We start from the raw sequence: 25,955 nt of genomic DNA on the forward strand, positions 1-25,955 counted from the left end.
TCCCATGTGGGAACCGGGCGCCGCCGGTCGACACCGCCGCGTTATGCGGCCTTCTGCGTCTTGCCGTGTTCGAACTGCGCTTCTTCGGTCGAGCCGGTCAGCGCGGTAGTGGACGACTTGCCGCCCTCGATCGTCTGCGTCACGGCGTCGAAGTAGCCCGTACCCACTTCGCGCTGGTGCTTCACGGCGGTGAAGCCCATTTCGGCAGCGGCGAATTCCTTCTGCTGCAGTTCCACGAAGGCGCTCATCTGGCGGCGGGCGTAGCCGTGGGCCAGCTCGAACATGCCGTAGTTCAGCGCGTGGAAGCCGGCCAGCGTGATGAACTGGAACTTGTAGCCCATGGCGCCCAGTTCGCGCTGGAACTTGGCGATGGTGCCGTCGTCCAGGTTCTTCTTCCAGTTGAAGGACGGCGAGCAGTTGTAGGCCAGCAGCTTGCCCGGGAATTGGCGATGGATGGCGTCCGCGAACTTACGGGCGTATTCGAGATTGGGCGTGGACGTTTCGCACCAGATCAGGTCGGCGTACGGCGCGTAGGCCAGGCCGCGCGAAATGGCCTGATCGATGCCGGCGCGGGTGCGGAAGAAGCCTTCCACCGTGCGATCGCCCGTGATGAAGGGACGGTCGTTTTCGTCGACGTCGCTGGTCACCAGGTCGGCGGCGTCGGCGTCGGTGCGCGCCAGCAGCAGCGTGGGCGTGCCCATCGTGTCGGCGGCCAGGCGGGCCGACACCAGCTTGGCCACGGCTTCGCGGGTCGGCACCAGCACCTTGCCGCCCATGTGGCCGCACTTCTTGACAGAAGCGAGCTGGTCTTCGAAGTGAACGCCCGACGCGCCGGCCTCGATCATGGCCTTCATCAGTTCATACGCGTTGAGCACGCCGCCAAAACCGGCCTCGGCGTCCGCCACGATGGGCGCGAAGAAGTCGATGTAGCCCTCGTCGCCGGGGTTCTTGCCTTCCATCCACTGAATCTGGTCGCAGCGCGTCAACGAATTGTTGATGCGGCGAACCACTTGCGGCACGGAGTTGGCGGGGTAAAGCGACTGGTCGGGATACATTTCACCGGCCAGGTTGGCGTCGCCGGCGACCTGCCAGCCCGACAGATAGATGGCCTTCAGGCCGGCCTTGACCTGCTGCATGGCCTGGTTGCCGGTCAGGGCGCCCAGCGAATTGACGAACGGTTCGCTGTGCAGGAGCTCCCAAAGACGCGTGGCGCCGCGCCGGGCAAGCGTGTGTTCGACGCTGATCGAGCCACGCAGGCGGATGACGTCTTCGGCGCTGTAGTCGCGCTTGATGCCCTGCCAGCGGCTGTTTTCGGCCCAATCTTTCTGGAGGTTGCGGATTTCGGTTTCGCGATTGCTCATTGTGATGCTCCTGGTCAGTGATAAGAAACTTCAAAAGATTCGCGTCTGGCTTTGCGTGAATCGATGGGAGAAAGTCTATGCCTGTGCTGCGGAGCAATGTGACGCCGGGTCTTATACAAGAGGAAAAATCTTAGCCCGTTAAATCAATGGGTTACAGACGGGATTTTGTATAATGAAACGCCATTGTCGTTTGTGAAATGCCGTCCCGCTGCTGCGCAGCACGGACTTTCACATGCCGAGAATTACGTTTCACATTGCGGAAAATCGGCCGCTTTTTAAGCGCCTACAATGCCGCCATTCCCGTTCTATTTGTCTCTGCTATGACCCTGTCTCACGGCCCGCTTGGGCAGAGCGTGGCCTACGCCTCGCAATACGATCCCTCGCTGCTGTTTCCCATTGCGCGTTCGCACAACCGCGCAGCGCTCAATCTGACCGCCGGCAACCTACCGTTCACGGGCGTGGACCTGTGGAACGCCTATGAGCTGTCGTGGCTGGATGCCAAGGGCAAGCCGCGGGTGGCGATGGCGACGTTTTCGGTGCCGGCCGACAGCCCCAACATCATCGAATCCAAGTCGTTCAAGCTGTACCTGAATTCGTTCAACCAGACCCGCCTGGTCAATTCGGCAGCCCTGCGCGGCCGGCTGGAACGCGACCTGAGCGCAGCCGCGGGCGCGCCGGTCGGCCTGGACTTCTTCCTGCCGCAGCGGTTTTCCGAGCTGCAGATGGGCGAGCTCGACGGCATCTATATAGACAAGCTCGATATCGAGATCGACACCTACGAGCCCGCGCCCGAGCTGCTGCGTACCCGGGCGGGCGATGTGGTCGAAGAGACGCTGGCGTCGCGCCTGTTGAAGTCGAACTGCCCGGTGACAGGCCAGCCCGATTGGGCGACGGTGCAGATCCGCTACCGGGGCAAGCCGATCGATCGCGAATCCCTGCTGCGTTATGTGGTGTCGTTCCGCCAGCACGCGGAATTCCACGAGCACTGCGTCGAGCGCATCTTCAGCGACATCATGCAGGCCTGCGGGCCGGAGCAGTTGACGGTGTATGCGCGGTATACCCGGCGCGGCGGGCTGGACATCAATCCGTGGCGCAGCAACTTTGAAGCGGCGCCGCCCGCGGACGTGCGCACGGTTCGGCAGTAAGCATTCCAGCAAGCAGATACGCGCCGATATCGGTTATCGATAGCCGGCGCTTACCGCAAACGGCCTTCCCGGGAACTGACCCGGGAAGGCCGTTTTGTTTTACCGCTGTTGCTTCACCGCTTTTCCTTCACCGTTTTCGCATCACTTCACGAACGGTTCGGGCCGCGGCGTATCGTCTTCGGACGGCGGCAGGAACGGGTACTGAATGACCGGCTGGTCGCCCGTCAGCGTCTTCAGGAACGCGACGATCTGGCCGTTTTCCTCGGCCGTGAACGTGCGGCCCAGTTGGAGGCGGCCCATCACGTCGACGGCCTGCGTCAGCGTCGCCGCTTCGCCGTCGTGGAAGTACGGATAGGTCAGCGCCACATTGCGCAACGTCGGCACCTTGAAGTTGAAGCGGTCCGCGTCCTTGCCCGTGACCGCGGCGCGGCCTTCGGCCTTGTTCTCGGTGACGTAGGGCGTGACCAGACCCATCTTCTGGAACGAGTTGCCGCCCACCGCCACGCCGTTGTGGCAGGCCACGCAGCCGCTGTTCTTGAAGAGCTCATAGCCCGCCAGCTCGCGCACCGTCAGCGCGTTCTTGTCGCCCTTGAGCCATTGGTCGAAGCGCGAATTCGGCGTGACCAGCGTTTCTTCAAACGCGGCCAGCGCGCTGGTGACCTCGTCAATGGTGATCTTGTCCTTGCCGAAGACTTGTTTGAATTCGGCTCGGTAACCGGGGATGGAATTGAGCACCTGTACCGCCAGCTCGTGCGTGGAGGCCATTTCCATCGGGTTTTCGATCGGGCCGCCGGCTTGCTCGCGCAGGTCCTTCGCGCGGCCGTCCCAGAATTGGGCAATGTTCAGGCTGGAATTGAGCACGGTGGGCGAGTTGATGCCGCCCTGCTGCCACTTGTGTCCGATGGAGGCCTTCAGGTTGTCCGAACCGCCCATGGCCAGGTTGTGGCACGAATTACAGGAGATTGCGCCGGAGCGCGACAGTCGGGGATCGAAGAAGAGTTTCTTGCCCAGTTCGACCTTGGCCGGCTCTTTGATAACCGCCGGTTCGACGGGCTGGATGGGCTCTTGCGATGCGCTCCAGACCTGCCCTGCCCACAGTCCGAGTACCAGCCCCGCAGCCAGCAACGTTGTTTTCTTTCTCATTTGCTTCTCCTGTGAATAACCAGACCAACCATGTGGTTATTACAGCGAGGAAGCCATGCAGTGACCTTGCGAGGCGTCAATCGGCGCCGGCCGGCGCCAGAGACCGAAACCGAAGCTTGACGGCGCGCAACGTGGCGTCGGCGCCGTCAAGGCGGATCAAGGGTGTCCAGCGGTCAGGGGCGCGCGGCGGCCACCGCGGCGGGCGGTTCGGCGCGGCGCGCCTGCACCGCGATCCACTGCGCCAGGAAAGCGGCCACGGCGAACGCCACGCCCGCGCCCACCCATGGCCCCTGCCGCAAGCCGGCGTCCAGCAGCAGACCGAAGGCCAGCGGCCCCAGGGCCGAGCCGACGTCCATCCCCGAATACACCAGGCCGTACACCGACCCCGTCGAGCCTTTGGGCGTCACGCGGCGGATCAGCATGTCGCGCGACGGCGCGGCCACGCCCGAGCAGAAGCCCGCCAGCCCCACGACCGGCGCGGCCAGCACGGCGGGCACAAGGCCCAGCGCCAGCACGACCAGCGTCAGACCGGCCAGGATGAGCGCGACCATGACGGTGCGCTCGGTACGCGGATTGGCCGACACCAGGAAGCCGCCCGCCGCCATGCCGACGGCCGAGGCGACCATGTAACCGGACAACGCCGAGCTGGCCGTGACCTTGGACAGGTCGTACAGCTGACCCAGCAGCGGAATCGTGTAGTTCTGCACCGAGGACAGCGCAATGGACGTGCAGGCAAAGAACAGGAATGCGCCCCACAGCGCGGGCTTGGCAAGCAGCGCGGACAGGGTCGCGAGCACGCCTTCCTGCGGCTTGGCGGCAGGCTTGGGCGCATTGCCGGCGTCCTTGGCGTCGCCGCCCGCCTCCACCGGTGACGGGCCGCCCAGCAGATCGCGTCCCAGCACCGTCAGCAACAGCACCAGCGCCACCAGACCGGCGGCGCTGTAAGCCGCAACGCGCCAATTGGCGAGCAGCGTGATGGTGGTGATGAACACGGGCGTCAGCGCCCAGCCCAGGTTACCGGTCAAACCATGCGTCGAGAAGGCGTGGCCCAGCCGCGGCGCGGTAATGCGGTGATTGATGATGGAATAGTCCGCCGGATGGAACACCGAATTGCCGATGCCCCCCACGACCGCCGCAGCCATCAGCATGACGTAGCCGTTCGCCGAGCCGATCAGCACACCCGACAGCACAAAGCACGCCAGCCCGAACCACAGCACGGGACGCGCCCCGATGCGGTCCACGACGAAGCCCGACGACGCCTGGCCGATGCCGGACACCACATAGAAGGTGGACACCAGGAGGCCCAGCCGCGCGAAATCCAGCCCGAATTCCAGGCCGAGCGCGCCATAGAGCGACGGCAGGACCAGCTGGAAGAAGTGGGACGAGGCATGCGCCACGCCGATGAGCAGGATGATTTTCCAGTCGCGACGGCGTACGTCGGCGTCCGAGAGCAAGGGGGTGGCGGCGGTAGCGGTGTTCATTGCACAAGGCCGCGCATGGGCGGCAGGTTGCGGGCCGCCTTGGGCGGCTCGCGGGTTGTCTCCGGCGTCGCGCAGACTTGTGTCCGGGCGACGTATTCATGGCGATTGCGGCGCGCGTGCCGTGCCGGATCGAGCCGGCGTATCGCTCTTGAAGTGACACGGCGGCCGTCTTGCGCGAGCCGGGCCGCCGTGCGGTGTTGCAACTGCACCGGGCCGGCTGTTGCGCAGCCGGCCCGGCAAATCGGTCACATGGCCTTTTCGCGAATCGCGGGCCAGGCGCGCTGCAGGTAATACAGCATCGACCAGACCGTCAGCACCGCGGCCACGATGATCAGGATGTCACCCAGCAGCTTGGTGTTGATGCCGTAGATGGACTGGTTATACAGCAGGCACGGAATTGCGATCATCTGCGCGGCGGTCTTGAACTTGCCCAAGCGGTGCACGGCCACGCTGGCGCTGGCGCCGATCTTGGCCATCCATTCGCGCAGTGCGGAAATGGTGATTTCGCGGCCGATGATGATGAGGGAGATGAAGGCATCGACGCGGCTCAGGTCGAGCAGCACGATGAGGGCGGCGCAGACCATCAGCTTGTCGGCGACGGGATCCAGGAAGGCGCCAAATGCCGATGTCTGGTTCCAGCGCCGGGCGAGCCAGCCGTCAAACCAGTCGGTCAGCGCGGCAATGATGAATGCCCATGCCGCCAGCGTGTCGCGCATGGGAACAGACATCCAGCTTTCGGGCAGATAAAACAGCCCGACCACCAGCGGAATCATGGCGATACGCAGCCACGTCAGAATAATGGGAACGTTAATTGGCATAGTGTCCGTATCCTAACAGCTAGAGCCCACCCCCGACGCGCCTTCGGCGCCTCCCCCTCAAGGGGGCGCCTCTGCGGACCGGCGGAGCCGGATCCGCGCGGCCCGGATTGCTCGTCGGGGCGGGTGGTTGAAATTTGGGGGCGGGTTGATGAGTTGGGCTTGAATTGAAGCGTTCGCTCTGGAACGTCGTCGAGCTTATCGGCGAGGCAGAACGCTCTGGCGTCTTGTTGGCCGGCGGCGAGGGTGACACAGGTTCGTGACATCTGGGCGATTCCCTGGGCGTCAGCGCAGCGCCTCGTAGATGCGGATTGCCAGGTCTTGCGAAATGCCGTCCACCGATGCCAGGTCCTCGATGCTGGCGCGGGCGACGCCGGAGAAGCCGCCGAAGCGGGCCAGGAGGCGTTGGCGGCGGCGGGCGCCTACACCTTCTATTTCTTCCAGGCGCGAGACGTTGCGCGTCTTGGCGCGGCGGGCGCGCATGCCGGTGATTGCGAAGCGGTGGGCTTCGTCGCGGACCTGGGCGATCAGCATCAGGGCGGCGGATTCGCCGCCTAGCGCGACGGGCGGGCGGCCGTCGGCGAAGACCAGGGTTTCCAGGCCGACCTTGCGCCCTTCTCCCTTTGCCACGCCGACCAGGGTCTGGATGTCCAGGCCCAGTTCCGCGAAGACCTTGCGTGCGACCTCGACCTGGCCCTTGCCGCCGTCGATGAGGACGAGGCCCGGCATCTGCGCGTCGCCGTCGGCGACCTTGGCAAAGCGGCGGGTCAGCACCTGGCGCATCGCGGCGTAGTCGTCGCCGGGCGTGATGCCGGCGATGTTGTAGCGGCGGTACAGCGAGGGCTGCATGTCGTGGTGTTCAAACACCACACAGGACGCCTGGGTGGCTTCGCCGGCAGTGTGGCTGATGTCGAAGCATTCGATGCGCAGGGCGTCCAGCGCGGCTTCGTCCGTGTCCAGATCCAGGGCTTCGGCCAGCGCCAGCGTTCGGGCGGCGCGGGCGCCGGATTCGGTCAGCGCGCGGGCGAGCGCCATCTCGGCGTTCTTGGAGGCCTGTTCCAGCCAGGACCGGCGCGTGCCCTGCGGGCGCGTCAGCACGCGGGACGGCCGGCCGCCGGATTGCTCGACCAGCAGCGCGATCAGCTCGGGATCGGGCAAGGTATGCGAACAGACCAGGATGGGGGGCATCGCGTTGTCGGTGTAATGCTGGGCCACAAAGGCCTCCAGCACCTGCGGCGCGGCCTCGCCCTCGGCGTGCGACGGAAAGAACGGTTTGTCGCCCAGATGGCGGCCGCCGCGGACCATGGCCAGGTTCACGCAGACCTTGCCGCCGGCGATGGCCACCGCAATGATGTCGGTGTCCTCGCCGCTGACGTTTTCCATGGTCTGCTGGTGCAGCACGCGCGCCAGCGACCCCATCTGGTCGCGCAGCGCCGCGGCTTCCTCGAAGCGCAGTTCCATGGAGGCCTGCAGCATGCGGGCCTCGATCTCGCCCATGACGTCCTTGGCCTCGCCGTTCAGAAAGCGCACGGCCCGGTGCACGTCGCGCTCGTATTCGGCCGCTTCGATCGCGCCGACGCACGGCGCGGAGCAGCGCCCGATCTGATGCAGCAGACAGGGGCGCGAGCGGTTCGCAAAGACGCTGTCTTCGCAGGTGCGCAGGCGAAACACCTTCTGCAGGATCTGGATGGTTTCGCGCACCGCCCAGGCGTTGGGGAACGGGCCGAAGAACTGTCCGCGCTTGTTGGTGGCGCCGCGGTAATACGCGATGCGCGGCCATTCATGCCCGGTGATGTGCAGGTACGGATAGGACTTGTCGTCGCGAAACAGGATGTTGTAGCGCGGCTTCAAGCTCTTGATGAGGTTATTTTCCAGGATCAGCGCTTCGGCTTCCGAGCGCGTCACCGTGACCTCAAGCCGCGCCACCTTCGCCACCATCTGGGCGATGCGCGGGCTGGACAGCGTCTTCTGGAAATACGACGAGACGCGCTTCTTCAGGTCGCGCGCCTTGCCGACATACATGACCTCGCCGGCCGCATCCAGGTGCCGGTAGACACCCGGCAGATGCGGCAGGTCAGACAGGAACGATTTGAGATTGAAGTCGTCGGGCATTCTGGTAACGGCTTTCGGCTTGCAGGGTGTCCCAATCGGGCGCATCGAAACGCGGCATCAGGCGCCGGATGCGCGCCACGGACTCGGGCGCATGGTCGAATTCCAGGCGCGCCAGCAGGTCGTCGGCCAGGTCCGGGCGGTTGCACACCAGCACCATGTCGCAGCCGGCGCGCAGCGCGGCGTTGGCGCGGTCCAGGATGTCGCCCGCGACCGAGGCGCCTTCCATCGTCAGGTCGTCCGAGAACACGACGCCATCGTAGCCCAGGCGCTTGCGCAGGATGTCCTGCACCCAGCGCTTGGAAAAACCGGCGGGATGCTTGTCCACCTTGGGGTAGATGACGTGCGCGGGCATGACGGACGGCAGCACGGCGTCGCCCAGCCATGCATAGGGCGCGGCGTCGTCCTTCAGGATTTCATCGAGCGTGCGCGGATCGACCGGGATCTCGTGGTGCGAGTCGGCGCCCACGTAACCGTGGCCGGGGAAGTGCTTGCCGCAGGACGACATGCCGGCCAGCGCCAGGCCCTGCACCAGCGCGCGCGACAGCATCGTCACCACGCGGGGATCGTGGTGGAAGGCGCGGTTGCCGATCACCTTGCTAACGCCGTAGTCCAGGTCCAGCACCGGGGTGAAGCTCATGTCCACGCCGCAGGCGCGCAGCTCGGCGGCCAGGACGTAACCGGCCTCGGTCGCCAGGCGCATGGCCTGCAGGGGATCGGTGTCCCACAATTCGCCCAGCGCGCGCATCGGGGGCAAGGGCGTGAAGCCGTCCTCGCGGAAGCGCTGCACGCGGCCGCCTTCGTGATCCACCAGGATCAGCAGCGGCTCCTTGCGGGCCTTGTGGATCTGGCGCGTCAGCGCGGTGAGCTGGGCGCGGTTCTCGAAATTGCGGGCAAAAAGGATGACGCCGCCCACCAGCGGGTGGCGCAGGCGCTTCTTTTCCGCCTTGGTGAGCGAATATCCCGCCACATCGACCATCACGGGGCCGGGGGGCAGGACCGCCTTGGATTTTTTCTTGGCCATGGAGGCTGTCCTTGTAACTGGGTGCGGCAAGCCGGCGGGGATGGCCCCGAGTGCAGGGCTTAGGGCTTGCGCTCGACCACCACATACGCGGCGGCCATGTCGGATTCATCGGTAATGGAAACGTGGGCCGCGCCAAACCGGTCAGCGTACCAGCTCAGCAGTTCGGGAGCGATCACCAGCACGGGGCGGCCGCCCGGCGCGTTCAGCGTCTGCACGCGCCGCCACGTCATTGGCATGCGCATGCCCAGCCCGATCGCCTTGGAAAACGCTTCCTTGGCGGCAAAGCGGGTGGCCAGAAAGCGCAGCCCGCGCACCGGGTCGCGGGCGCGGCGGGCGTGGAATTTCAGGAGTTCCTCGGGGCCGAGGATCTTTTCGGCAAACCGGTCGCCGTGGCGGGCGAGCGCGCGCTCGATGCGGTCGATGCGCAGGAGGTCCATGCCGATGCCGGCAATGGCGCCGGCGGGCGTGGCGGAAGAAGAGTCGGACATCGGCATCGCCTGGCTAGCGGTCAAAACGCGTCATCGGCCCGCGTTCAAAGCCCGCGCAGCGCGTGCAGGCGCGCCTGCACCATCAGCGCCTTCATGTCGCGCACGGCCTTTTCCCAGCCGTCGAAGATAGCCTGCGCGACGATGGCGTGGCCGATGTTGAGTTCGGAAATGCCGTCCAGCGCGGCCACCGGCTTGACGTTGCCATAGTGCAGGCCATGGCCGGCGTTCACGCGCAGTCCGTGGCGCAGCCCTTCGGCCACGGCCACGCGGATGCGTTGCAGTTCCGCTTCCGCGGCTTCGCCCTCGGCTTCGGCGTAGGCGCCGGTGTGCAGTTCGATGACGGGTGCGCCGGCCTTGGCGGCAGCGGCGATCTGGACCGGGTCCGGATCGATGAACAGCGACACGCGGATGCCGGCTTCGGCCAGCAGCGCCACGGCGTCAGATACGGGGCCAAACGCGCCGGCCACTTCCAGCCCGCCTTCGGTCGTGAGCTCGGTGCGCTTTTCGGGCACCAGGCAGACGTCGCTGGGCTTGACCGCGCAGGCGATCTCCAGCATTTCCGGCGTGACCGCGCATTCCAGGTTCATGCGGGTGCGCAGTTGCGGGCGGATCGCGTAGACGTCGGCGTCCTGGATGTGGCGCCGGTCTTCGCGCAGATGCAGCGTGATCAGGTCGGCGCCAGCATCTTCGGCGCGCAGCGCCGCGGCGATCGGGTCGGGATAAGCCGTATGGCGCTGCTGCCGCAGCGTGGCGACGTGATCAATATTTACACCGAGTTCTATCATTGCACTTTCGTTGTTTCTTCCCAGCCGCCGCCCAGCGCCTTGTACAGCTCCACGCGGTTGATCAGCGCGGCCAGGCCGGTTTGCACGAGCGACAGCTGGGCGTTGAAAAAGTCCACCTGCGCGGTCTGCACCTGCAGGTAGCTGTCGATACCGTTGGTATAACGCAAATTCGACAATTCCAGCGTCCGCGCCGACGAATCCTGCAGCGCGCGCTGGGCGTCGAGCTGCGCCCCGTAGGTGGCCTCGCCCGCCAGCGCGTCCGACACTTCGCGGAACGCCTGCTGGATGGTCTGTTCGTACTGCGCGACGGCGATATTGTCGCGTGCCTTGGCCAGGCTCAGTCCCTCGCGGATGCTGCCGCCGGCAAATAGCGGCGTCGTGATCGACGGCGAGAAGCTCCAGTAGCCCTGCCCGCCCTTGAAGAGGTCGCCCAGCGACGGACTGGCCACGCCCAACAGGCCGGTCAGCGAGATGGTCGGGAAAAACGCCGCGCGCGCCGCGCCGATGTTGGCATTGGCGGACAGCAGCTGGTTTTCGGCGGCCGCGATGTCGGGACGACGTTCCAGCAGGTCGGACGGCAGGCCGGACGGCACCGTGGCCAGCAACTGGTCGCGGCCGAACGTGGCCGGCGGGGGCAGCGTGTCGGGCAGCGGCGTGCCCACCACCAGCACCAGCGCGTTCATGGCTTGCGACCGGGCGCGGGCCAGTTGCGCCAGGTCGGCGGAGGCCGTGTCCAGCAGCGATTTGGATTGGTTCAGGTCCAGTTCGGACGCGACGCCGCCATCGAAACGGCGCTTGACCAGGTCATACGATTCCTGGCGCGAGGCCAGCGTGCGCTGCGTCAGTTCCAGCTGGACCTCGGCCGCGCGCAGATTGAAATACGACTGCGCGACGGATCCGACCAGCGTGATGTGCACGCTTTTTTGTGCCTGTTCCGTCGACAGGTACTGCTGGTACGCGGCTTCGGACAGGTTGCGCAGGCGGCCGAACAGGTCGATCTCGAAGGTCGTCAGACCGATCCCGGCCTGGTACGAACTGCTGATGGAACTGGAATCGGGACCGCCGGCCCGCATGTTGGCCGGCAGATGCTGACGCTGGCCCTGGATGCCGGCGCCGATGCTGGGCCACTGCGCGCCGCGCTGGATGCCGTACTGCGCCCTGGCCTCTTCGACACGCTGGACCGCAACGCGCAGGTCGCGGTTGTTGACCAGCGACAGTTCGATCAACGCCTGCAGGCGCGGGTCGCGGAAAAATTCGCGCCAGCCCAGGTCCGCGGCAGGCGTGCCGGCTTGCGGCATCACGTCGGCGGCGGGCTGCGAGCCCAGCGTGGTGGCGCGCGTGTACGCGCCGTACTGCACCTTGGGCTGGTCGGGCCACGCCGGGCTGACCGGCGCGTCGGGACGCTTGTAATCGGGAGCCAGCGAGCAGCCGGCCAACGCCACCGCCACAAAGGCGGACAAGGCGGTCTGTCTGAACATCAGGGCTTTCATTCCTTGCCCTCCTGGCCACCAGTGGGTTGTGCGGGCTGCGGCGTTCCGGGCAAGGACGCCTTTTCGGCCTCCGCCTTCTTGGCAGCCTGTTCTTCCTCGAAGAGACGCTTTTCGGCGCCCAACAGGCGCGGGCGGGTCTTGAAGAGACCCAGCACCACCACGAAGAACGTCGGCACGAAAATCACGGCGAACGGCGTGGCGGCCAGCATGCCACCCAGCACGCCCAGGCCCACTGCGCGCTGGCTGGCCGCACCGGCGCCGGTGGCCATCGCCAGCGGGATCACGCCCAGGATGAACGCCAGCGACGTCATCAGAATCGGACGGAAACGCAATCGCGCAGCCTCGACCGCGGATTCATAAAGACCCATGCCACGGGCGTACTGGTCCTTGGCGAACTCCACGATAAGAATGGCGTTCTTGGCCGCCAAGCCGATCACGGTCACCATCCCGACCTGGAAGTACACGTCGTTGGACATGCCCAGCGCGCTGACCAGCGCCACCGCGCCCAGCATGCCCAGCGGCACCACCAGCATGACGGAAATGGGGATGGCCCAGCTTTCGTACAGCGCGGCCAGCACCAGGAACACGACCAGCAGCGACAAGCCCATCAGGATCGGGGCCTGGTTGCCGGCCTGCAATTCCTGGTAGGACAGCCCGGTCCACTCGTAGCCGAAGCCTTGCGGCAACTGGGCGACCAGACGCTGCATTTCTTCCATGGCCTGGCCGGTGGAGTAGCCCGGCGCCGAGGCGCCGCCGATACGCATGGACTCGTAGCTGTTGTAGCGCACCACCTGCACCGGCCCCTGAACCCATTCCGCCGACACGAACGTCGACAGCGGCACCATCCCGCCCTGCCCGTTTCGCGCGTTCAGCTTGAGCACGTCGGACAACTGCATGCGGTACGGCGCATCGGCCTGGACCCAGATGTTCTGCATCCGGCCCATGTTGGGGAACTTGCTGAGATACGCCGAGCCGACGGCGGTGGAAATGAGCGAGGCGGCTTCATTGAAGTCCACGCCCAACGCGGCCGCCTTGTCGCGGTCGATGTTCAGCGTGAGCTGCGTGCCCGCCGACAGGCCCGTGATGCGGACCTGCGACAGGATCGGGCTCTTCATGGCCTCGCCCATCAGCTGGGCGGTGGCCGCGGCAAGCGCCTCGGTGCCGGCCGCGCCGCGGTCCTGCAGGCGCAGGTCGAAGCCCGTGGCGTTGCCCAGCGACGAAATGGCCGGCGGCACCAGCGTGAACACCTGCGCGTCATGGATGCCCATGAGCTGCTTTTCGAAAGCGGTGAACGCAATGGCGCCGGCGGAATCCTGGCGCTCCTTGCGGTCCTTGAAGTCCTTGAGGGTGGTGAACGCAATGGCGGCGTTCAGGCCGTTGCCGTTGAAGCTGTAGCCCTGCACGGCGATGATGTTCTCGACGGCCGGAATGCCCTGGAAGTATTTTTCGACCTGCTCGATGACCTCGACCGTGCGATTGGCGCTGGCGCCGGTGGGCAGCTCGATGTTGCTGACCACGTAACCCTGGTCTTCCTCGGGCAGGAACGACGACGGCAGACGCAGGTACAGCCAGCCCAGCAAGAGGACCAGCACCAGGAACACCAGCATCATCCGGCCGCCCTTGTGCAGGATGCGCGACACCCAGTTCTGGTAGCCGTGGGTCGTGGCGTCGAACTTGCGGTTGAACCAGCCGAAGAAACCCTTCTTGTCCTCGTGATGGCCCTTGGCCACCGGCTTGAGGATGGTGGCGCACAGCGCCGGCGTGAAGGTCAGCGCCAGCAGTGCCGAGAAGAAGATGGACACGGCCATGGCCACCGAGAACTGACGGTAGATCACGCCTACCGACCCGCTCATGAAGGCCAGCGGCAGGAACACTGTCACCAGCACCAGCGTGATCCCGATGATGGCGCCGCTGATCTGCGGCATGGCCTTCTTGGTGGCCTCTTTGGGCGGCAAACCCTCGGTCGCCATGATCCGTTCAACGTTCTCGACGACCACGATGGCATCGTCCACCAGAATCCCGATGGCAAGCACCATCGCGAACATGGTCAGCACGTTGATCGAAAATCCAAGCGCCAGCATCACCGCGAACGCCCCCAGCATGGCCACCGGAACGACCAGCGCCGGGATCAGCGTGTAGCGCACGTTCTGCAGGAACAGATACATGACCAGGAACACCAGCACCATGGCTTCAGCCAGCGTGTGCAGCACCTGTTCGATGGACACCTTGACGTAGGGCGCGGTGTCGTACGGCACCGAGTACTGGATGTTGTCCGGGAAGTACTTGGACAGCTCCTGCATCTGGTTGCGCACGCCTTGCGCCGTGGCCAGCGCGTTGGCGTTGGGCGACAGCACGATGGCAAAAGCCGCCGTCGGCTTGCCGTTCAGGCGGGCGCCGAACTGGTAGTTGTCGGCGCCGACCTCGATGCGGGCGACGTCGCGCAGCAGCACCTTGGAGCCGTCGGTATTGGCGCGCAGGACGATCCGGCCGAAGCCGTCGACCGTGCTGAGCTGGCCGTTGGCCGTGACCGTGGCCGTGATGCGCTGCGAATCCGGATTGGGCGGCGCGCCGATGCTGCCGCCGGAGATCAGCACGTTCTGGCCGGCGATGGCGTTGTTGACCTCTGACATGCTGAGGTTGAAACCCACGAGCTTTGCCGGGTCCACCCAGATGCGCATCGCGCGCGGCGCGGCAAAGAGCTGGAACTGGCCCACGCCCGGCACCCGGGACACCGGGTTCTTCACGTTGCGGGTGATGTAGTCGGCCAGGGCCGTCTGGTCCAGCGTGCCGTCCGTGGACGACAGCGTCACGATCATCAGAAAGCCGGTGCTGGTCTGCTCATACTGCAGGCCCTGCTGCTGCACGGCGGCGGGCAACTGGGCGATCACGTTGGACACGCGGTTCTGCACGTCCACCTGCGCCAGGTCGGGATTGGTGCCGGGCGCAAACGTGGCAGTGATGGTCGAGGTGCCGTAGGAATCGCTGACCGACTCGTAATAGATCAGGCCCTTGGCGCCGTTGAGCTGGTCTTCGATGATGCTGGTGACCGACTCGGCCACTTCCGGGGCCGACGCGCCCGGGTAGGTGGCCGTGATCGTGATGGCGGGCGGCGCCACATCGGGGTACTGCGCGACCGGCATGTTCGGGATGGCCAACACCCCTGCCAGCAGAATGAAAAGGGCGACTACCCAGGCGAAGATTGGTCGATCGATAAAAAATTGCGGCATGTGGGCTGACTCTGAAAGCGATGCTCACCAAAGAGGAACGCGGCGCTTGCTGCGCCGCGTGCCGCTTACGATTTCTGGCCTGCGGCCTTGTCCTGCTGGGCAGGTTCGGCCGGCTTGGCGCCGGGCTGCGGGGCGGATTCGGCGGGCTTGGCGGCGGGGGCTGCACCGGGGGCTGCGGCACCCTCAGCCGGCTTGGCGCCAGGCTGCGCGGCTGGCGCGCCGCCCTGTGCGGGCGCCCCGCCCTGTTTCCATTGGCTGACCTGCACCGGCGCGCCGGGGCGGATCTTCTGGAAGCCCTCGACCACCACCACGTCGCCGGCCTTCAGGCCGCTGGTGATCAGCCAGTTGTTCTGAAAGGCGCCACCGGTGGTGACCGGCGACTGCGCAATCTTGTTGTCGCGCACCAGCATCAGGCTCTGCTTGCCGTCGGCCGTGCGTTGCAGCGCCTGCTGGGGAACCATCAGGGCAACGTCGTCAAAGCCCTGCTCCAGCCGGACGCGCACATACATGCCGGGCAGCAGGATGCCGTCGGGATTGGGGACTTCGGCCCGCAGGTTCACCTGGCCCGTGCTGGGATCCACGGTGATGCCCGTGAACAGCAGCTTGCCGGGGTGATCGTATTCGGAGCCGTCTTCGAGCACGACGGTGGCGCGAGCCGCGTCCTTGCCCACCTGCTGCAGACGGCCGCTGGCAAAGGCGCGGCGCAGCGCGGCCAGGTCGGCGGTGGACTGCGTGAAGTCGACGTAGATGGGGTCCAGCTGCTGCACCGTGGCCATCTGCGTGGCGGAGGTGGATTCGACCAGCGCGCCCTCGGTGACCAGCGGCTTGCCGATGCGGCCGGTGATCGGCGAGGTGACGTCCGTGTAGCTCAGGTTGATCGCGGCGTTGTCCTGCGCGGCCTTGGCGGCGGCGACGGTGGCGTCGGCCTGGCGGAAGGATGCCACGGCGTTGTCATATTCCTGCTTGCTGACGGCGTTGGCCTTGACCAGCGGGGCGTAGCGGTCGGCCAGCAGCTTGGCGCTGAACAGGTTGGCCTGCGCCTGCTTCAACTGCGCCGTTGCCTGATCGTAGGCGGCCTTGTAGGGCGCCGGATCGATCTTGAACAGCAGCTGGTTTTCTTTCACATCGCCGCCCTGCTCGAACGTGATGCGCTGCACGATGCCGGTGACACGGGCGCGGATCTGCGCGTCGCGCACGGCGTCCACGCGGCCGGGCAGTTCAGAGACGATGGGTGCGCGTTGCGGCTGCACGGTGACGACGCTGACCTGGGGCATGCCAGGATTCATCTGGGGCTTTTCACCACAACCCGCCAATATCAGCGCGAGGACGCCACCGGAAACAGCCAGACCCGAAAATCGTTTAGGCGAAAACCGCATTGAAACCCCCGCGTAGCGTAATGAATCGCGTCGTGAAATCGCGTCAGGAACCGCAGCAATCCGAACGTGCCAGGAGGCAGCGATCAAATCATGACCAAGCGTCACCAACGACACGTGAATAGCCCAGTAATGTAACTCAGATATTGGGGAAATCACGTACTTTCGGGCGGTTCGGGGGAACTTTCGGGAGTAATTCCGCAACAATTTTTAGCCGGTGGCGAGCTCCCGCAGATTGCCCAGGAATGCGTAGCCCACGCCATGCACCGTGTGCAAAGGCAGCCGTGCGCCCGCAAGGCGGACCTTGGTGCGAAGCCGGCAGATGGCGACGTTGAGCGACCGCATGTTCATGCCGCCACGCAAGGATTTCACTTCGCTGCGGGCCAGTTCGCGGCGCGGGTTCTTTAGCAGGCACGCAAAGCAGGCGCGCTCGACCTCGGTGAGATCCAGCCGCACACCGTTGGGCAGTTGTAGCGTCCAGCCCCAATAGAGCAGGCTCCACCAGCCGTCGACGGGTTCGTGCGCCTGGCTGGAAGACCACGGGCCGGGAGCCGTAACACCGGCAGCAACGACAGCCGTCATGCCAGGAGCCACGCCGGCAGAAACGCCAGCGTGAACGGAAGCAATACCGGGATCAGGAAAGGGAGCGTTCAAGGCGGATCTCCACCAGGACGGCCGGTGGCTCGCTTTGGGGCGGCCCGTCCCGGAACAAGGTTGCGGTTTGTCCCGGAAGGCTACCCTCACGGCGGGGTTCTGCGCCCGTCGCCGCTCATCTATCAGACCAATCCGACTTTTACGCCGCCGGATGATCCCGCCGCCCGCTACGAATGATGGGTGCCGTTGCGATGAATGTCGTGCGTGACGAAGCAGCTGTCCTGCGTCGGACGGGCCAGGATGCCCGGCTTTTCAAGCGTGCGGCGGATGTCCGTCAATCCCGACTCCCAGTGCTCGCGCATGGCTTCGGTGCCGAACTCGTAGTCCTTGGAGTACCGCTCGCGGTGCTTGGCCTCGTAGATGAGGTTGACGATGTTGGTGGCCGGCGTGTGCGAAAGCTTGCGGATGTCGGCCAGGTCCGGCGCGTCGCGTTCGCTTTCGGGCAGGCGCTCAAGCAGCCGCTGCAGTCCGTGGCGCAGTTTCAGCACGCGCCGCAGCTGATCGGTGACCAGGCGGGTGCGGCTGGAATACTGGATATCCTTTTGCCGCTCGGCCACCTCTTCGAGCGACGTGGGCAGATCGCCGCGCGCCGGCCAGAGATCGACCTGGAACGCGAGCGTGTCACGCATGTTTTCGGTGGTCAGCACCTGCGCCAGCGGCGTGTTGGAGACGACGCCGCCGTCCCAATAGTGCTCGCCGCCGATCTCCACCGACGGGAACCCCGGCGGCAAGGCGCCCGAGGCCATGACGTGCTCGGGACCGAGCGTGTGATGCAGGGTGTCGAAATACGCGAAGTTGCCCGAGCGCACGTTCACGGCGCCGAAGCTGGCCCGCACCGCGCCGCTGTTGAGCAGCTTGAAATCCACGAACTGGCGCAGCGTGTCGGCCAGCGGCGTGGTGTCGTAGAAGCTGGTGGAAGCGGCGCCGCGGCCCCGCACCAGATAGGGCGGCGGAAAGCGCGGCTTGAAGAAACCGGGCTGGCCGGTCAACAGGGCCTGCATTGCCGAGACCTGCCCGTTCATCGCGGGCGAGCCAAAGCCAAACGGCTGGCCCTCGAACATGCGGGTGAAGGCATCACCCCAGGGCAACGAGGCAAAACCGGTAGGCCGGCAGATGCTCTCCCAGAAACCGCGCAGGCGGTCGACCCGCTCGTCTTCCGGGGATCCCGCAATGATGGCGGCGTTGATCGACCCGATGGAAATGCCGGAAATCCAGTTGGGCCGGATGCCGGCTTCGTGCAGGCCCTGGTACACCCCCGCCTGGTAGGAACCGAGCGCGCCGCCGCCCTGCAGCACGAGCGCGACGGTATCGTAGGGCGGCGTATCGCCGGTGTCTTCGGCCAGGGCCTTGCGGCGAGCGGTCATGCGGCGTCCTCTATCGCTTGGTCTTGTCCGGCACCTGCGGCGTGCCGACGCCGGCGCGGAACGGGTATTTGGCGAAGACCTCCGCCACCACCTTGTCCACGTTCTCCGCCGAACCCGCGCTGTCGGGATTCTGGACCTCGCCCACGGCGACGCCCTCCCAGACCAGTTGCCGCCGCCGTGCATCCACCAGGTCGACGCTCAGCGTGCCTTCGGTGTATTGGTAGACGTCGTCGCCCCAGCCGTAGCCGGGCCAGCCGCCGTAGAAACCGGTGCGATACCCGTAATACGGGCCCATGGGCGCGAAGCCGGGCGTGACTTCGGTCTGCTGCTGGAGCTTGGCGCCGAAATTCAGAAGCAGGTCGGGATTGGTGGCGCTGTAGGTATAGCCGCGCATTTCCATCTGGCCGCGGGCCGCGCTCTTGAGCCGTTCGGTCAGCAGCGTGTTGTAGCCGGCCTTGTCCGTCCCCAGCGGAGACATGTAGCCGAACGTCTGATACTGCGCAAAATTTGCCTGGTGGTCGTAATCGCTCTTGACCGTTGGGCCTGAGGCGCAGGCCGCCAGAAATGCCGTCATGGAACCCGCCGTCAGCAATTTCAACGCTTTCATGTCGATCTCTCCGTGAGTTCAAGGCGACCACATAGTGCCGCGAAGCCATCAAAGTTTCAACAGAATCTCATTCGCAACCACCAAAATTCCAGGCAAGATCACGCGATGCCGCGCGTGCCGCCAAATTGGGGGTGCCTGTTCACCAGCGCGTCCGGACTGCCGTGGCGCCGTGCAGCACGACTTCCACGCCGCGCAGGATCACTTCCCTAACGCCCCGCGCGCCGGGTCCATTACACTTCCCGTCGCTTCCGGCCATCCCTACAGACACGCCCATGCTTGAACTCGACGGCTCCATTTGGTTTCGCTCCGGCGCCCAGACCTGGGGCGGCAAGAACCGCATTGATCTGCTGGCGCAGATCGACGCGACCGGATCGATCACGGCGGCGGCGCGCGCCGTGGGCATGAGCTACAAGGGCGCGTGGGACGCCATCGACGCCATGAACAACCTGGCCGGCGAACCGCTGGTGCTGCGCGCGGCGGGCGGCAAGGGCGGCGGCGGCACGCAGCTGACGGACCGGGCGCGCCGCCTGATCACGACCTTCCGGGCGCTTGAAGTCGAACACCGCAAGTTCATGGACAACCTGACGCGCGCGGGGCTGGATGCCAGCGGCGACATCGACCTGATGAGGCGTTTCATGCTCAAGACCAGCGCACGCAACAAGTTTCTGGGCACCGTCATCGAGATCCGCGAGGGCGCCGTCAACGATGAAGTGGTGCTGCGCATTGCAGGCGGCCACACGGTCACGGCCACCATCACCCGTGAAAGCACCAAAGAGCTGGGCCTCGCGCCCGGCAAGGAAGCCATCGCGCTGGTCAAGGCGTCGTCGGTCATCGTCGGCGCGCCCGGGCCGGGACTGCGCCTGTCGGCCCGCAATCAATTGCAGGGTCGCATCACCGACCTGCGCCCAGGCGCCGTCAACAGCGAAATCCTGATTGCCATGGACGGCGGCGCCACGCTGGCCGCCATCGTCACGAACGAGAGCGCGGCGGACTTGAAGCTGGATGTCGGCGCCGAGGCGGTGGCGATCTTCAAGGCGTCCAGCGTGATTCTTGGCGTGCTGGACTGACGCCGGCAATCGCGGCGGCCTTCACCCAAGTCTGGCCGTCACGCGAATCCGGCCTTCACCGTGTTGTTTACAGCCCCACGTTCTCGTCGTGGCGCCCCACCCTGCCCTCACGCACCTCGAACACCTCGTCGGCCAGGGCCTCCACGTCCGCGGGATCGTGCGTGATCAGCAGCATCGGCACATCCAGCTGCCGCTGCAACGCATCCAGTTCCTGCCGCATCTTGCCGCGCAACTGCGAGTCCAGCGCGGAAAACGGTTCGTCCAGCAGCAGGATGTCGGGCTGCAGCATCAGCGCCCGCGCCAGCGCGACGCGCTGCTTCTGCCCGCCCGAAATCTCATTGGGATAGCTGCCGACGATGGCGCTCAGTTCGAAGGCGTCGACCCAGCGCTGCGCCTCGCGCGTCACCTCGCGGCGTGGCGGATTGAGCCAACCGCCGCGCAGGCCGAATGCGATGTTCTGCGCCACGGTCAGATGGGGAAACAGCGCGTAGTCCTGGAACAGGTACGCCACGCGGCGCGATCGCGCCGGCAGGTTGATGCCCGACTCGACGTCGAACAGCACCCGTCCATTGATGACGATGCGCCCGGCGTCGGGGCGCAGCAATCCGGCCACGGCCCGCAAGGTCAGGCTCTTGCCCGCGCCCGACGGACCGAACAGCGCGATGCGTTTGGCGGCCGACTTGAACTGCACGTCGAGTTCAAATTTGCGGTCGCCCGACACCATATGCTTGCGCACGGCAAGGTCGATACTCATCGCCCGCCTCCGTTGCGCTGGCCAGCGCCGATGGGCACCAGCTTGCCGGCGGCCAGCAGCACGACGATGCAGGTGATGGATGTGACCAGCACCAGCATGTTGGCGGTGGCGTCATCGCCCGCCTGCACCGCTTCGTAGATGGCGACCGACAGCGTCTGCGTGCGGCCGGGCAGGTTGCCGGCGATCATCAGCGTGGCGCCGAATTCGCCCAGCGCCCGCGCAAACGCCAGCAGCACGCCGGCCGCGATGCCGCGGGCAGCCAGCGGCAAGGTGACGCGAAAGAACACGCCCGCCTCGCCCACGCCCAGCACGCGTGCCGCGTTTTCAAGCTGGCCATCCACGTTTTCAAACGCGGCACGCGCCGACTTGAACACCAGCGGAAAAGCCACCACCGACGCCGCGATCACGGCGCCCTGCCACGTGAAGACCAGCTCGATATTCCAGCGCGCCAGCGTCTCGCCGATGATGCCGCGCCGGCCCAGCAGCACCAGCAGGTAGTAACCCAGCACGGTCGGCGGCAGCACCAGCGGCAGCGTCAGGATAGCGTCCAGCAGGTCGCGGCCGGGCCAGCGCCAGCGCGACAGGCCGTACGCCGCAGCCGTGCCGGCCACGGTCGCCAACAGCGTCGCCCAACCGGCCACTTTCAGGGAAAGCAGCAGCGGAACCCAGACCGGATCACTCATCAATACCTACGATTCAACAAAGACTCAGGGCTTCTGAAAGCCGAAACGCGACAGTATCGCCTGCCCGGCGGGCGACATGACATAGGCCACGAAGCTTTCGGCCTCCTTGGCCGCGGACTCGCGCGTGGTCAACGCAATGGGATAGGTCACGGGCGTGGTCGACGGGACGCGCACGGCGACATTGACCTTGCCCGGCATGATGGCCGCGTCGGTCGCGAACACGAAGCCCGCATCGACCTCGCCGCGCGCCACGTAGTCCAGGCTTTGGCGCACGTTCTGCGCCAGCACGCTCTTGGCCTGCACGGCGTCCCACAGCCCCTCGGCCTGCAGCGCGGCCTGCGTATAGCGGCCGACCGGCACCGAGGCCGGATTGCCGTAAGCAATGCGCTTGACCTCGTCACGCTCCAGGTCCTTGAGCGACTTGATGCCCGCCTTGCTGTCGGTCGGAACGATCAGCACGATCTGGTTGGCCGCGAAGTCCACGCGGGTGGCGGGCTTGACGGCCTTTTCCTCGATCGCCTTGTCCATCGCCTTCTGGTCGGCGGACGCGAATACATCCGCGGGCGCGCCCTTCACGATCTGCTGCAAGAGCACGTCGGAGGCGCCGAAGTTCAGGACCACCTTGGTGCCGGCATGTTCCTTTTCAAAGCCCTGCGCCACTTCCTTGAAGGCATTGGTCAGGCTGGCGGCGGCCGACACCACGATTTCTCCGGCGCTGGCATTGGCGCCCCAGACGGCGGCAAGCGCCACGGTCAGCGCCACGAGCGGGCGTTTGTGCAACATGTATTTCTCCTGTGGATGGCGGCGTGTCAGGATCGAAATATATCCAGGTATATAACGGTCGTCAATTTCGCTTGCCACAGGGGTTTATGAAATATCAAGGGAGACGCCGAGCGGCGGAATCAGCCGCGGTCGACAGTGGTGACGTGCACGGACTCGGGCGCCAGCGCGACGCGCAGAAAGTCCAACGCGGTTTCGGGCCGGGCCGCGCCGCACATGAAGATGTCCAGGGCCGCGAAGCAGTGCTCCGGCCAGGAATGGATGCTGATATGGGATTCGCTGAGCAGGATCACGCCGGTTACCCCCGCCCCTTCCCCGAAATGATGGAAATGGGTGCTCAGCACCTGCGCCCCGGCCGCGCGCGCCGCCGCGGTCATGTGCCGTTCCAGCGCCTGCGCGTCGGTCAGGAGGTCTGGCGCAACGCCGCGGAAATCCGCCAGCACGTGCCGGCCGGGTGTCCCGTACACGGTCACTTGTGGGATCCGCCCGAGGACCAGCCCGAGCCGCCCGAAGAGCTGCTGCCCCAACTGCTGCTACTGCTGCCGCCCCCCAGGCGCGTGCCCGGCGCACTGGCGCTGGTGGTGGCCAGCACGACCACCATCGCGTACATGGCATACAACAACTTGCCCTTCATCTATTCGTCCTCGCCTGTCAGCATGTCGGCCAGCATGGCCGGTAGCCAGAGAAACACCATCCCGATCAGAACCGGAATGAAGCGGCCGGCAAAAATATTGTTGAAGTTCAGGAACACCATCGCGATCAGCGCGCCCTTGGCCCATTTGCGATAGCCGCCCCCGCCCTTGGCCGACGCCACCCGCATCGCCTTCTGGCGATTGAGCTCCGGGCGGTCGAACCACTGGGCCAGTTGCGCCGGCGACACCGGCGCCGACGCCGACCAGCCCAGTTCCTTGTCGGCCAGTTCGCGGGTCAGCTTCAACGTGCCGACCTGGTAATCCGTGATCTGCGTGCTGTCGCCCACCTTGACGCGCCAGTTGAACGCGCCCAGCGCCATTTCAACGCGCGAGGTGTAGTCGTACAGCTTCTGGTACACCCGGTTGCGCCAGCGCACGCTGGTGGCGTTGTTGTGACTGGGCCAGGTGTCGCAGACCTGCACGCGTTCCCAACCCTCGTCGGACTCAACCAGCCAGACGAACCCCTTTGCCGGGTTGAACAACAGGTATTCCATCCAGCTTGAAGGTTCTTCGGGATCGGGATCGGCGCACTTCATCAGGCCGATCAGCGTGAAGTCGGCGCCTTCCATCTTGGCGACCGAGCCCAGCGGCAGCGTGGCGCGGATCTTCTGCACCTTGCGCGCCTTTTCGATGACCTCAGCCGTGGGGCCCGAGCAATCGACGGCGGCGGCGCACGACGGGCAAACGACATTCGTGGCCATGGCGGCCACGAAGGAGATCGGCGCGCCGCAGTTCGGGCAGTCCAACGCCTTGATCTGGCCGCGGAAGCGTCCCGCGGTTTCCTCGACCTGTTCTTTGGTGCGCAACGAGCCCGCCTGCATGGCGGACAGGTCGAACGCCTTGCCGATATAGAGTTCGGGCTGCGGACCGTCGGAGAAATCCAGCGTCAGGAACGCGTCCAGGCTGCGGTAGTCGGCCACCTTGGCCTGCCAGCCGTCGCCCGGCACGAAGGGCAGCTCGCCCTGCGCGCCGCCGGCCTGGCTGGTGCGCACGTCCGCCGCCACGAAACGCTGGCCGTCGAGTTTCAGCTCGTCGCCGGGCGAGATGCTGTCGAACGCCGGCATCTCCTGCACGGACTTGACCTTGCGCCGTCGCGTGACGGCGTACTGGCCTGACGCGTCCGACAGCCAGCCGTCGGACGCGTCATCGAACCACACGTACCACTCGTTCCAGAAACCCTCGTCAAAGCGCATCTGGATGCGGCCGATGACATCAAAGCGCTTGCCGTCATAGGTGCCCGTCGCGCCCAGGCACAGCGGCGAATAGTCCTCAAGGACGTCGGCCGCCTCGCCGATGCGCCTGACCGACTCGGCATCCTTGAGCAAGGTGCTGCGGCAGGCGCCGCAGACCGCCATGACGGAGGCCGCGGACGTGAACTTGACTGGGGCGCCGCACTGCGGACACAGAACCTGCTGCATGGGGCCTTAGCTGGTGAGTTTCTTCAGCACCTCGGCCTTGGCCGAGTCGTAGTCCGCCGCCGTGATGAGGCCCTTGTCCAGCAGGTCTTTCAATTGCTGCAGGCGCTGCACCGGTTCGGCCTGCGCGGGCTGAGCGGCGGGTTGTTGCGGCTGCTGCTGCGGCTGCTGCTGCGGCTGCTGTTGGGCCGGCTGCTGCGGCTGGCCCTGAGATACGCCCAGCCCCTGCGCCATCGTCTGGCCCAGCGCCGCACCGGCCGCCAGGCCCGCGCCGATGCCGGCAATACCGCCTTCGTTCTGCGCGGCCAGCGGAATCGACGTCGCCGTCTGATACTGCGTGAACTTGCCCAGGTCGCCGGCCATGCCCATCGAGATCCGGGTGTCCAGCGCCTTCTGCAGCTCTTCAGGCAACGACACGTTCTCGACCGTGAAGTTGTCCAGCTTGACGCCGTAGCGGTCGAACACGGGCGCGAGCTGTTCGGCGATGCTCTGCGACATCAGGCCCTGGTTGCCGGCGATGTCCAGGAACGGCACCTTGGAACTGCCCAGGGCGGTCGTCATGGCGGCCACGACCATATTGCGCAGTTGCGCTTCAAGGTCGTCCACCGTGTACACGTCGCGCGTGCCGCTGATTTCGCGGTAGAACTTGCCGGGATCGGAGATCTGGTACGAATACACGCCAAACGCACGCAGGCGCACCATGCCGAATTCGCTATCGCGCAACGTCACCGGCTGCGCCGTGCCCCAGCGCCGGCCCAACTGCAGGCGGGTGCTGAAGAAGATGACGTCCGACTTGAAGGGCGACTCGAACAGCTTGTCCCAGTTCTTCAGGTAGGTCAGGATCGGCAGCGTCTGCGTCGTCAGCTTGTACATGCCGGGGCCGAACACGTCGGCCACCTTGCCTTCGTTGACGAACACCGCCATCTGCGATTCCCGCACGGTCAGGCTGGCGCCGTACTGGATTTCGAAATCCTGCATCGGATGGCGCCAGGCGAGCACGCCGTCGCGATCCTCGTTCCATTGCAGGATGTCGATGAACTGCTTGCGAATGAATGAACCGAGACTCATGGAAAGTCCTCCTGTGTCAGATCGGAGAGTGCGCGCCGCTCAGGTCAGGCAGGCGGCGTTGACGATGCCGGCCGACAGCGAAATCGCGCCGATCAGGCCGCCCATGGCGATGTTGTTTTCGGCGATGGCGTCGGTCATGCCGCGTATGGCCTTGGACACCACCGCGTAGACGACGATCTGCACGATCATCGCCGCCACGCCCCAGACCACGAACATGACGAAGCTGGCGTGGACCGCGATGCTGGAACACAGGGTCAGGCTGAAGCCGACCAGCGCGCCGCCATAGGACAGGGCGGCGGCAATGTTGCCCTCGCGGATGAGGTCGAATTCCTTGTAGTGCGTGATGGCCGTGTAGACCGCCGTAAAAACGCCCAGCATGACAAGCGCCGAGACGATATAGATCAGATAGGTCACCGCCGGATGCATTGCT

General features: G+C 65.7%; 24 protein-coding genes. 2 read left to right on the forward strand and 22 right to left on the reverse strand.

Going from position 1 to position 25,955, the window contains the following annotated elements:
• Positions 1–41 precede the first annotated feature (41 nt).
• Entirely contained in the window at positions 42–1,361 is a 1,320-nt protein-coding gene (gene aceA / locus HV681_RS13885) for an isocitrate lyase (protein ID WP_175123617.1), read from the reverse strand.
• A 320-nt stretch (positions 1,362–1,681) separates the two neighbouring features.
• Here aceA and queF point away from each other — a divergent pair, with 320 nt between their 5' ends.
• Positions 1,682–2,506, forward strand: coding sequence for an NADPH-dependent 7-cyano-7-deazaguanine reductase QueF (gene queF, locus HV681_RS13890; protein ID WP_175123618.1), 825 nt, complete (start codon positions 1,682–1,684; stop codon positions 2,504–2,506).
• A gap of 141 nt (positions 2,507–2,647) precedes the next feature.
• Here queF and HV681_RS13895 read toward each other — a convergent pair whose 3' ends face one another.
• The 13 genes from HV681_RS13895 to HV681_RS13955 form a co-directional block, all read right to left on the reverse strand.
• Entirely contained in the window at positions 2,648–3,649 is a 1,002-nt protein-coding gene (locus HV681_RS13895) for a cytochrome-c peroxidase (RefSeq protein ID WP_175123619.1), read from the reverse strand.
• Positions 3,650–3,822: 173 nt separating this feature from the next.
• Entirely contained in the window at positions 3,823–5,130 is a 1,308-nt protein-coding gene (locus tag HV681_RS13900) for an MFS transporter (RefSeq protein WP_175123620.1), read from the reverse strand.
• Positions 5,131–5,375: 245 nt separating this feature from the next.
• Positions 5,376–5,948, reverse strand: a complete 573-nt coding sequence (gene pgsA / locus HV681_RS13905) for a CDP-diacylglycerol--glycerol-3-phosphate 3-phosphatidyltransferase (RefSeq protein WP_175123621.1) — start codon at positions 5,946–5,948, stop codon at positions 5,376–5,378.
• A gap of 282 nt (positions 5,949–6,230) precedes the next feature.
• Positions 6,231–8,057, reverse strand: coding sequence for an excinuclease ABC subunit UvrC (gene uvrC / locus HV681_RS13910; protein ID WP_175123622.1), 1,827 nt, complete (start codon positions 8,055–8,057; stop codon positions 6,231–6,233).
• Entirely contained in the window at positions 8,020–9,078 is a 1,059-nt protein-coding gene (nagZ, locus tag HV681_RS13915) for a beta-N-acetylhexosaminidase (RefSeq protein WP_175123623.1), read from the reverse strand. Before nagZ ends, uvrC begins: the two co-directional genes overlap by 38 nt.
• Positions 9,079–9,137: 59 nt before the next feature.
• On the reverse strand, positions 9,138–9,572 hold the full coding sequence (acpS, locus tag HV681_RS13920) for a holo-ACP synthase (RefSeq protein WP_370633063.1): 435 nt from the start codon (positions 9,570–9,572) through the stop codon (positions 9,138–9,140).
• A gap of 38 nt (positions 9,573–9,610) precedes the next feature.
• The gene (pdxJ, locus tag HV681_RS13925) at positions 9,611–10,351 is read right to left on the reverse strand and encodes a pyridoxine 5'-phosphate synthase (RefSeq protein ID WP_175123625.1); all 741 of its coding nucleotides are present in this window, start codon (positions 10,349–10,351) and stop codon (positions 9,611–9,613) included.
• On the reverse strand, positions 10,348–11,841 hold the full coding sequence (locus HV681_RS13930) for an efflux transporter outer membrane subunit (protein ID WP_175123626.1): 1,494 nt from the start codon (positions 11,839–11,841) through the stop codon (positions 10,348–10,350). Before HV681_RS13930 ends, pdxJ begins: the two co-directional genes overlap by 4 nt.
• Complete coding sequence (locus tag HV681_RS13935; RefSeq protein ID WP_175123627.1) at positions 11,838–15,068, reverse strand: multidrug efflux RND transporter permease subunit; 3,231 nt, start codon at positions 15,066–15,068, stop codon at positions 11,838–11,840. Before HV681_RS13935 ends, HV681_RS13930 begins: the two co-directional genes overlap by 4 nt.
• A gap of 65 nt (positions 15,069–15,133) precedes the next feature.
• Complete coding sequence (locus HV681_RS13940) at positions 15,134–16,444, reverse strand: efflux RND transporter periplasmic adaptor subunit (RefSeq protein WP_175123628.1); 1,311 nt, start codon at positions 16,442–16,444, stop codon at positions 15,134–15,136.
• A gap of 207 nt (positions 16,445–16,651) precedes the next feature.
• Positions 16,652–17,023, reverse strand: coding sequence for a helix-turn-helix domain-containing protein (locus HV681_RS13945; protein ID WP_175123629.1), 372 nt, complete (start codon positions 17,021–17,023; stop codon positions 16,652–16,654).
• Positions 17,024–17,262: 239 nt separating this feature from the next.
• A complete protein-coding gene (locus HV681_RS13950) occupies positions 17,263–18,459 on the reverse strand; it encodes a patatin-like phospholipase family protein (protein ID WP_175123630.1) in 1,197 nt (398 codons plus the stop codon).
• A 10-nt stretch (positions 18,460–18,469) separates the two neighbouring features.
• Positions 18,470–19,066, reverse strand: coding sequence for a DUF4136 domain-containing protein (locus tag HV681_RS13955; RefSeq protein ID WP_175123631.1), 597 nt, complete (start codon positions 19,064–19,066; stop codon positions 18,470–18,472).
• Between the two features lie 272 nt (positions 19,067–19,338).
• Here HV681_RS13955 and HV681_RS13960 point away from each other — a divergent pair, with 272 nt between their 5' ends.
• The gene (locus tag HV681_RS13960) at positions 19,339–20,133 is read left to right on the forward strand and encodes a TOBE domain-containing protein (RefSeq protein ID WP_175123632.1); all 795 of its coding nucleotides are present in this window, start codon (positions 19,339–19,341) and stop codon (positions 20,131–20,133) included.
• Positions 20,134–20,200: 67 nt separating this feature from the next.
• On the opposite strand, the gene HV681_RS13965 is transcribed toward HV681_RS13960, so the two are convergent.
• The 8 genes from HV681_RS13965 to HV681_RS14000 all read right to left on the reverse strand — a co-directional run bounded on the left by HV681_RS13965 (position 20,201) and on the right by HV681_RS14000 (position 25,951).
• On the reverse strand, positions 20,201–20,887 hold the full coding sequence (locus tag HV681_RS13965) for a sulfate/molybdate ABC transporter ATP-binding protein (protein WP_175123633.1): 687 nt from the start codon (positions 20,885–20,887) through the stop codon (positions 20,201–20,203).
• Positions 20,884–21,570: a molybdate ABC transporter permease subunit gene (modB, locus tag HV681_RS13970; protein WP_175123634.1), complete on the reverse strand. Its 687-nt coding sequence runs from the start codon at positions 21,568–21,570 to the stop codon at positions 20,884–20,886. The genes HV681_RS13965 and modB overlap by 4 nt, the downstream gene beginning before the upstream one ends.
• A 24-nt stretch (positions 21,571–21,594) precedes the next feature.
• Positions 21,595–22,353 carry a molybdate ABC transporter substrate-binding protein gene (gene modA, locus HV681_RS13975; RefSeq protein WP_175123635.1) on the reverse strand — a complete coding sequence of 253 codons (759 nt, stop codon included), beginning with the start codon at positions 22,351–22,353 and terminating at the stop codon, positions 21,595–21,597.
• Positions 22,354–22,472: 119 nt separating this feature from the next.
• Entirely contained in the window at positions 22,473–22,823 is a 351-nt protein-coding gene (gene speD, locus HV681_RS13980) for an adenosylmethionine decarboxylase (RefSeq protein ID WP_175123636.1), read from the reverse strand.
• Positions 22,820–22,984 (reverse strand): hypothetical protein, encoded by a 165-nt coding sequence (locus HV681_RS13985; protein ID WP_175123637.1) that lies wholly within the window; start codon positions 22,982–22,984, stop codon positions 22,820–22,822. The genes speD and HV681_RS13985 overlap by 4 nt, the downstream gene beginning before the upstream one ends.
• Positions 22,985–24,460, reverse strand: a complete 1,476-nt coding sequence (locus HV681_RS13990; RefSeq protein WP_175123638.1) for a DUF4178 domain-containing protein — start codon at positions 24,458–24,460, stop codon at positions 22,985–22,987.
• 6 nt (positions 24,461–24,466) lie between these two features.
• A complete protein-coding gene (locus HV681_RS13995) occupies positions 24,467–25,525 on the reverse strand; it encodes an SPFH domain-containing protein (RefSeq protein ID WP_175123639.1) in 1,059 nt (352 codons plus the stop codon).
• A 39-nt stretch (positions 25,526–25,564) separates the two neighbouring features.
• The gene (locus HV681_RS14000) at positions 25,565–25,951 is read right to left on the reverse strand and encodes a DUF350 domain-containing protein (RefSeq protein WP_175123704.1); all 387 of its coding nucleotides are present in this window, start codon (positions 25,949–25,951) and stop codon (positions 25,565–25,567) included.
• Positions 25,952–25,955: the final 4 nt, after the last annotated feature.

Origin of the sequence: Achromobacter animicus, from assembly GCF_902859585.1 — a bacterium.
GTDB classification, from domain to species: Bacteria; Pseudomonadota; Gammaproteobacteria; order Burkholderiales; family Burkholderiaceae_B; genus Achromobacter; species Achromobacter animicus.

Coding starts and splice junctions, on each gene's coding strand:
- aceA (WP_175123617.1), bottom strand. CDS start 1,361: ATGAGCAATCGCGAAACCGAAATCCGCAACCTCCAGAAAGATTGGGCC.
- queF (WP_175123618.1), top strand. CDS start 1,682: ATGACCCTGTCTCACGGCCCGCTTGGGCAGAGCGTGGCCTACGCCTCG.
- HV681_RS13895 (WP_175123619.1), bottom strand. CDS start 3,649: ATGAGAAAGAAAACAACGTTGCTGGCTGCGGGGCTGGTACTCGGACTG.
- HV681_RS13900 (WP_175123620.1), bottom strand. CDS start 5,130: ATGAACACCGCTACCGCCGCCACCCCCTTGCTCTCGGACGCCGACGTA.
- pgsA (WP_175123621.1), bottom strand. CDS start 5,948: ATGCCAATTAACGTTCCCATTATTCTGACGTGGCTGCGTATCGCCATG.
- uvrC (WP_175123622.1), bottom strand. CDS start 8,057: ATGCCCGACGACTTCAATCTCAAATCGTTCCTGTCTGACCTGCCGCAT.
- nagZ (WP_175123623.1), bottom strand. CDS start 9,078: ATGGCCAAGAAAAAATCCAAGGCGGTCCTGCCCCCCGGCCCCGTGATG.
- acpS (WP_370633063.1), bottom strand. CDS start 9,572: ATGCCGATGTCCGACTCTTCTTCCGCCACGCCCGCCGGCGCCATTGCC.
- pdxJ (WP_175123625.1), bottom strand. CDS start 10,351: ATGATAGAACTCGGTGTAAATATTGATCACGTCGCCACGCTGCGGCAG.
- HV681_RS13930 (WP_175123626.1), bottom strand. CDS start 11,841: ATGAAAGCCCTGATGTTCAGACAGACCGCCTTGTCCGCCTTTGTGGCG.
- HV681_RS13935 (WP_175123627.1), bottom strand. CDS start 15,068: ATGCCGCAATTTTTTATCGATCGACCAATCTTCGCCTGGGTAGTCGCC.
- HV681_RS13940 (WP_175123628.1), bottom strand. CDS start 16,444: ATGCGGTTTTCGCCTAAACGATTTTCGGGTCTGGCTGTTTCCGGTGGC.
- HV681_RS13945 (WP_175123629.1), bottom strand. CDS start 17,023: ATGACGGCTGTCGTTGCTGCCGGTGTTACGGCTCCCGGCCCGTGGTCT.
- HV681_RS13950 (WP_175123630.1), bottom strand. CDS start 18,459: ATGACCGCTCGCCGCAAGGCCCTGGCCGAAGACACCGGCGATACGCCG.
- HV681_RS13955 (WP_175123631.1), bottom strand. CDS start 19,066: ATGAAAGCGTTGAAATTGCTGACGGCGGGTTCCATGACGGCATTTCTG.
- HV681_RS13960 (WP_175123632.1), top strand. CDS start 19,339: ATGCTTGAACTCGACGGCTCCATTTGGTTTCGCTCCGGCGCCCAGACC.
- HV681_RS13965 (WP_175123633.1), bottom strand. CDS start 20,887: ATGAGTATCGACCTTGCCGTGCGCAAGCATATGGTGTCGGGCGACCGC.
- modB (WP_175123634.1), bottom strand. CDS start 21,570: ATGAGTGATCCGGTCTGGGTTCCGCTGCTGCTTTCCCTGAAAGTGGCC.
- modA (WP_175123635.1), bottom strand. CDS start 22,353: ATGTTGCACAAACGCCCGCTCGTGGCGCTGACCGTGGCGCTTGCCGCC.
- HV681_RS13985 (WP_175123637.1), bottom strand. CDS start 22,984: ATGAAGGGCAAGTTGTTGTATGCCATGTACGCGATGGTGGTCGTGCTG.
- HV681_RS13990 (WP_175123638.1), bottom strand. CDS start 24,460: ATGCAGCAGGTTCTGTGTCCGCAGTGCGGCGCCCCAGTCAAGTTCACG.
- HV681_RS13995 (WP_175123639.1), bottom strand. CDS start 25,525: ATGAGTCTCGGTTCATTCATTCGCAAGCAGTTCATCGACATCCTGCAA.
- HV681_RS14000 (WP_175123704.1), bottom strand. CDS start 25,951: ATGCATCCGGCGGTGACCTATCTGATCTATATCGTCTCGGCGCTTGTC.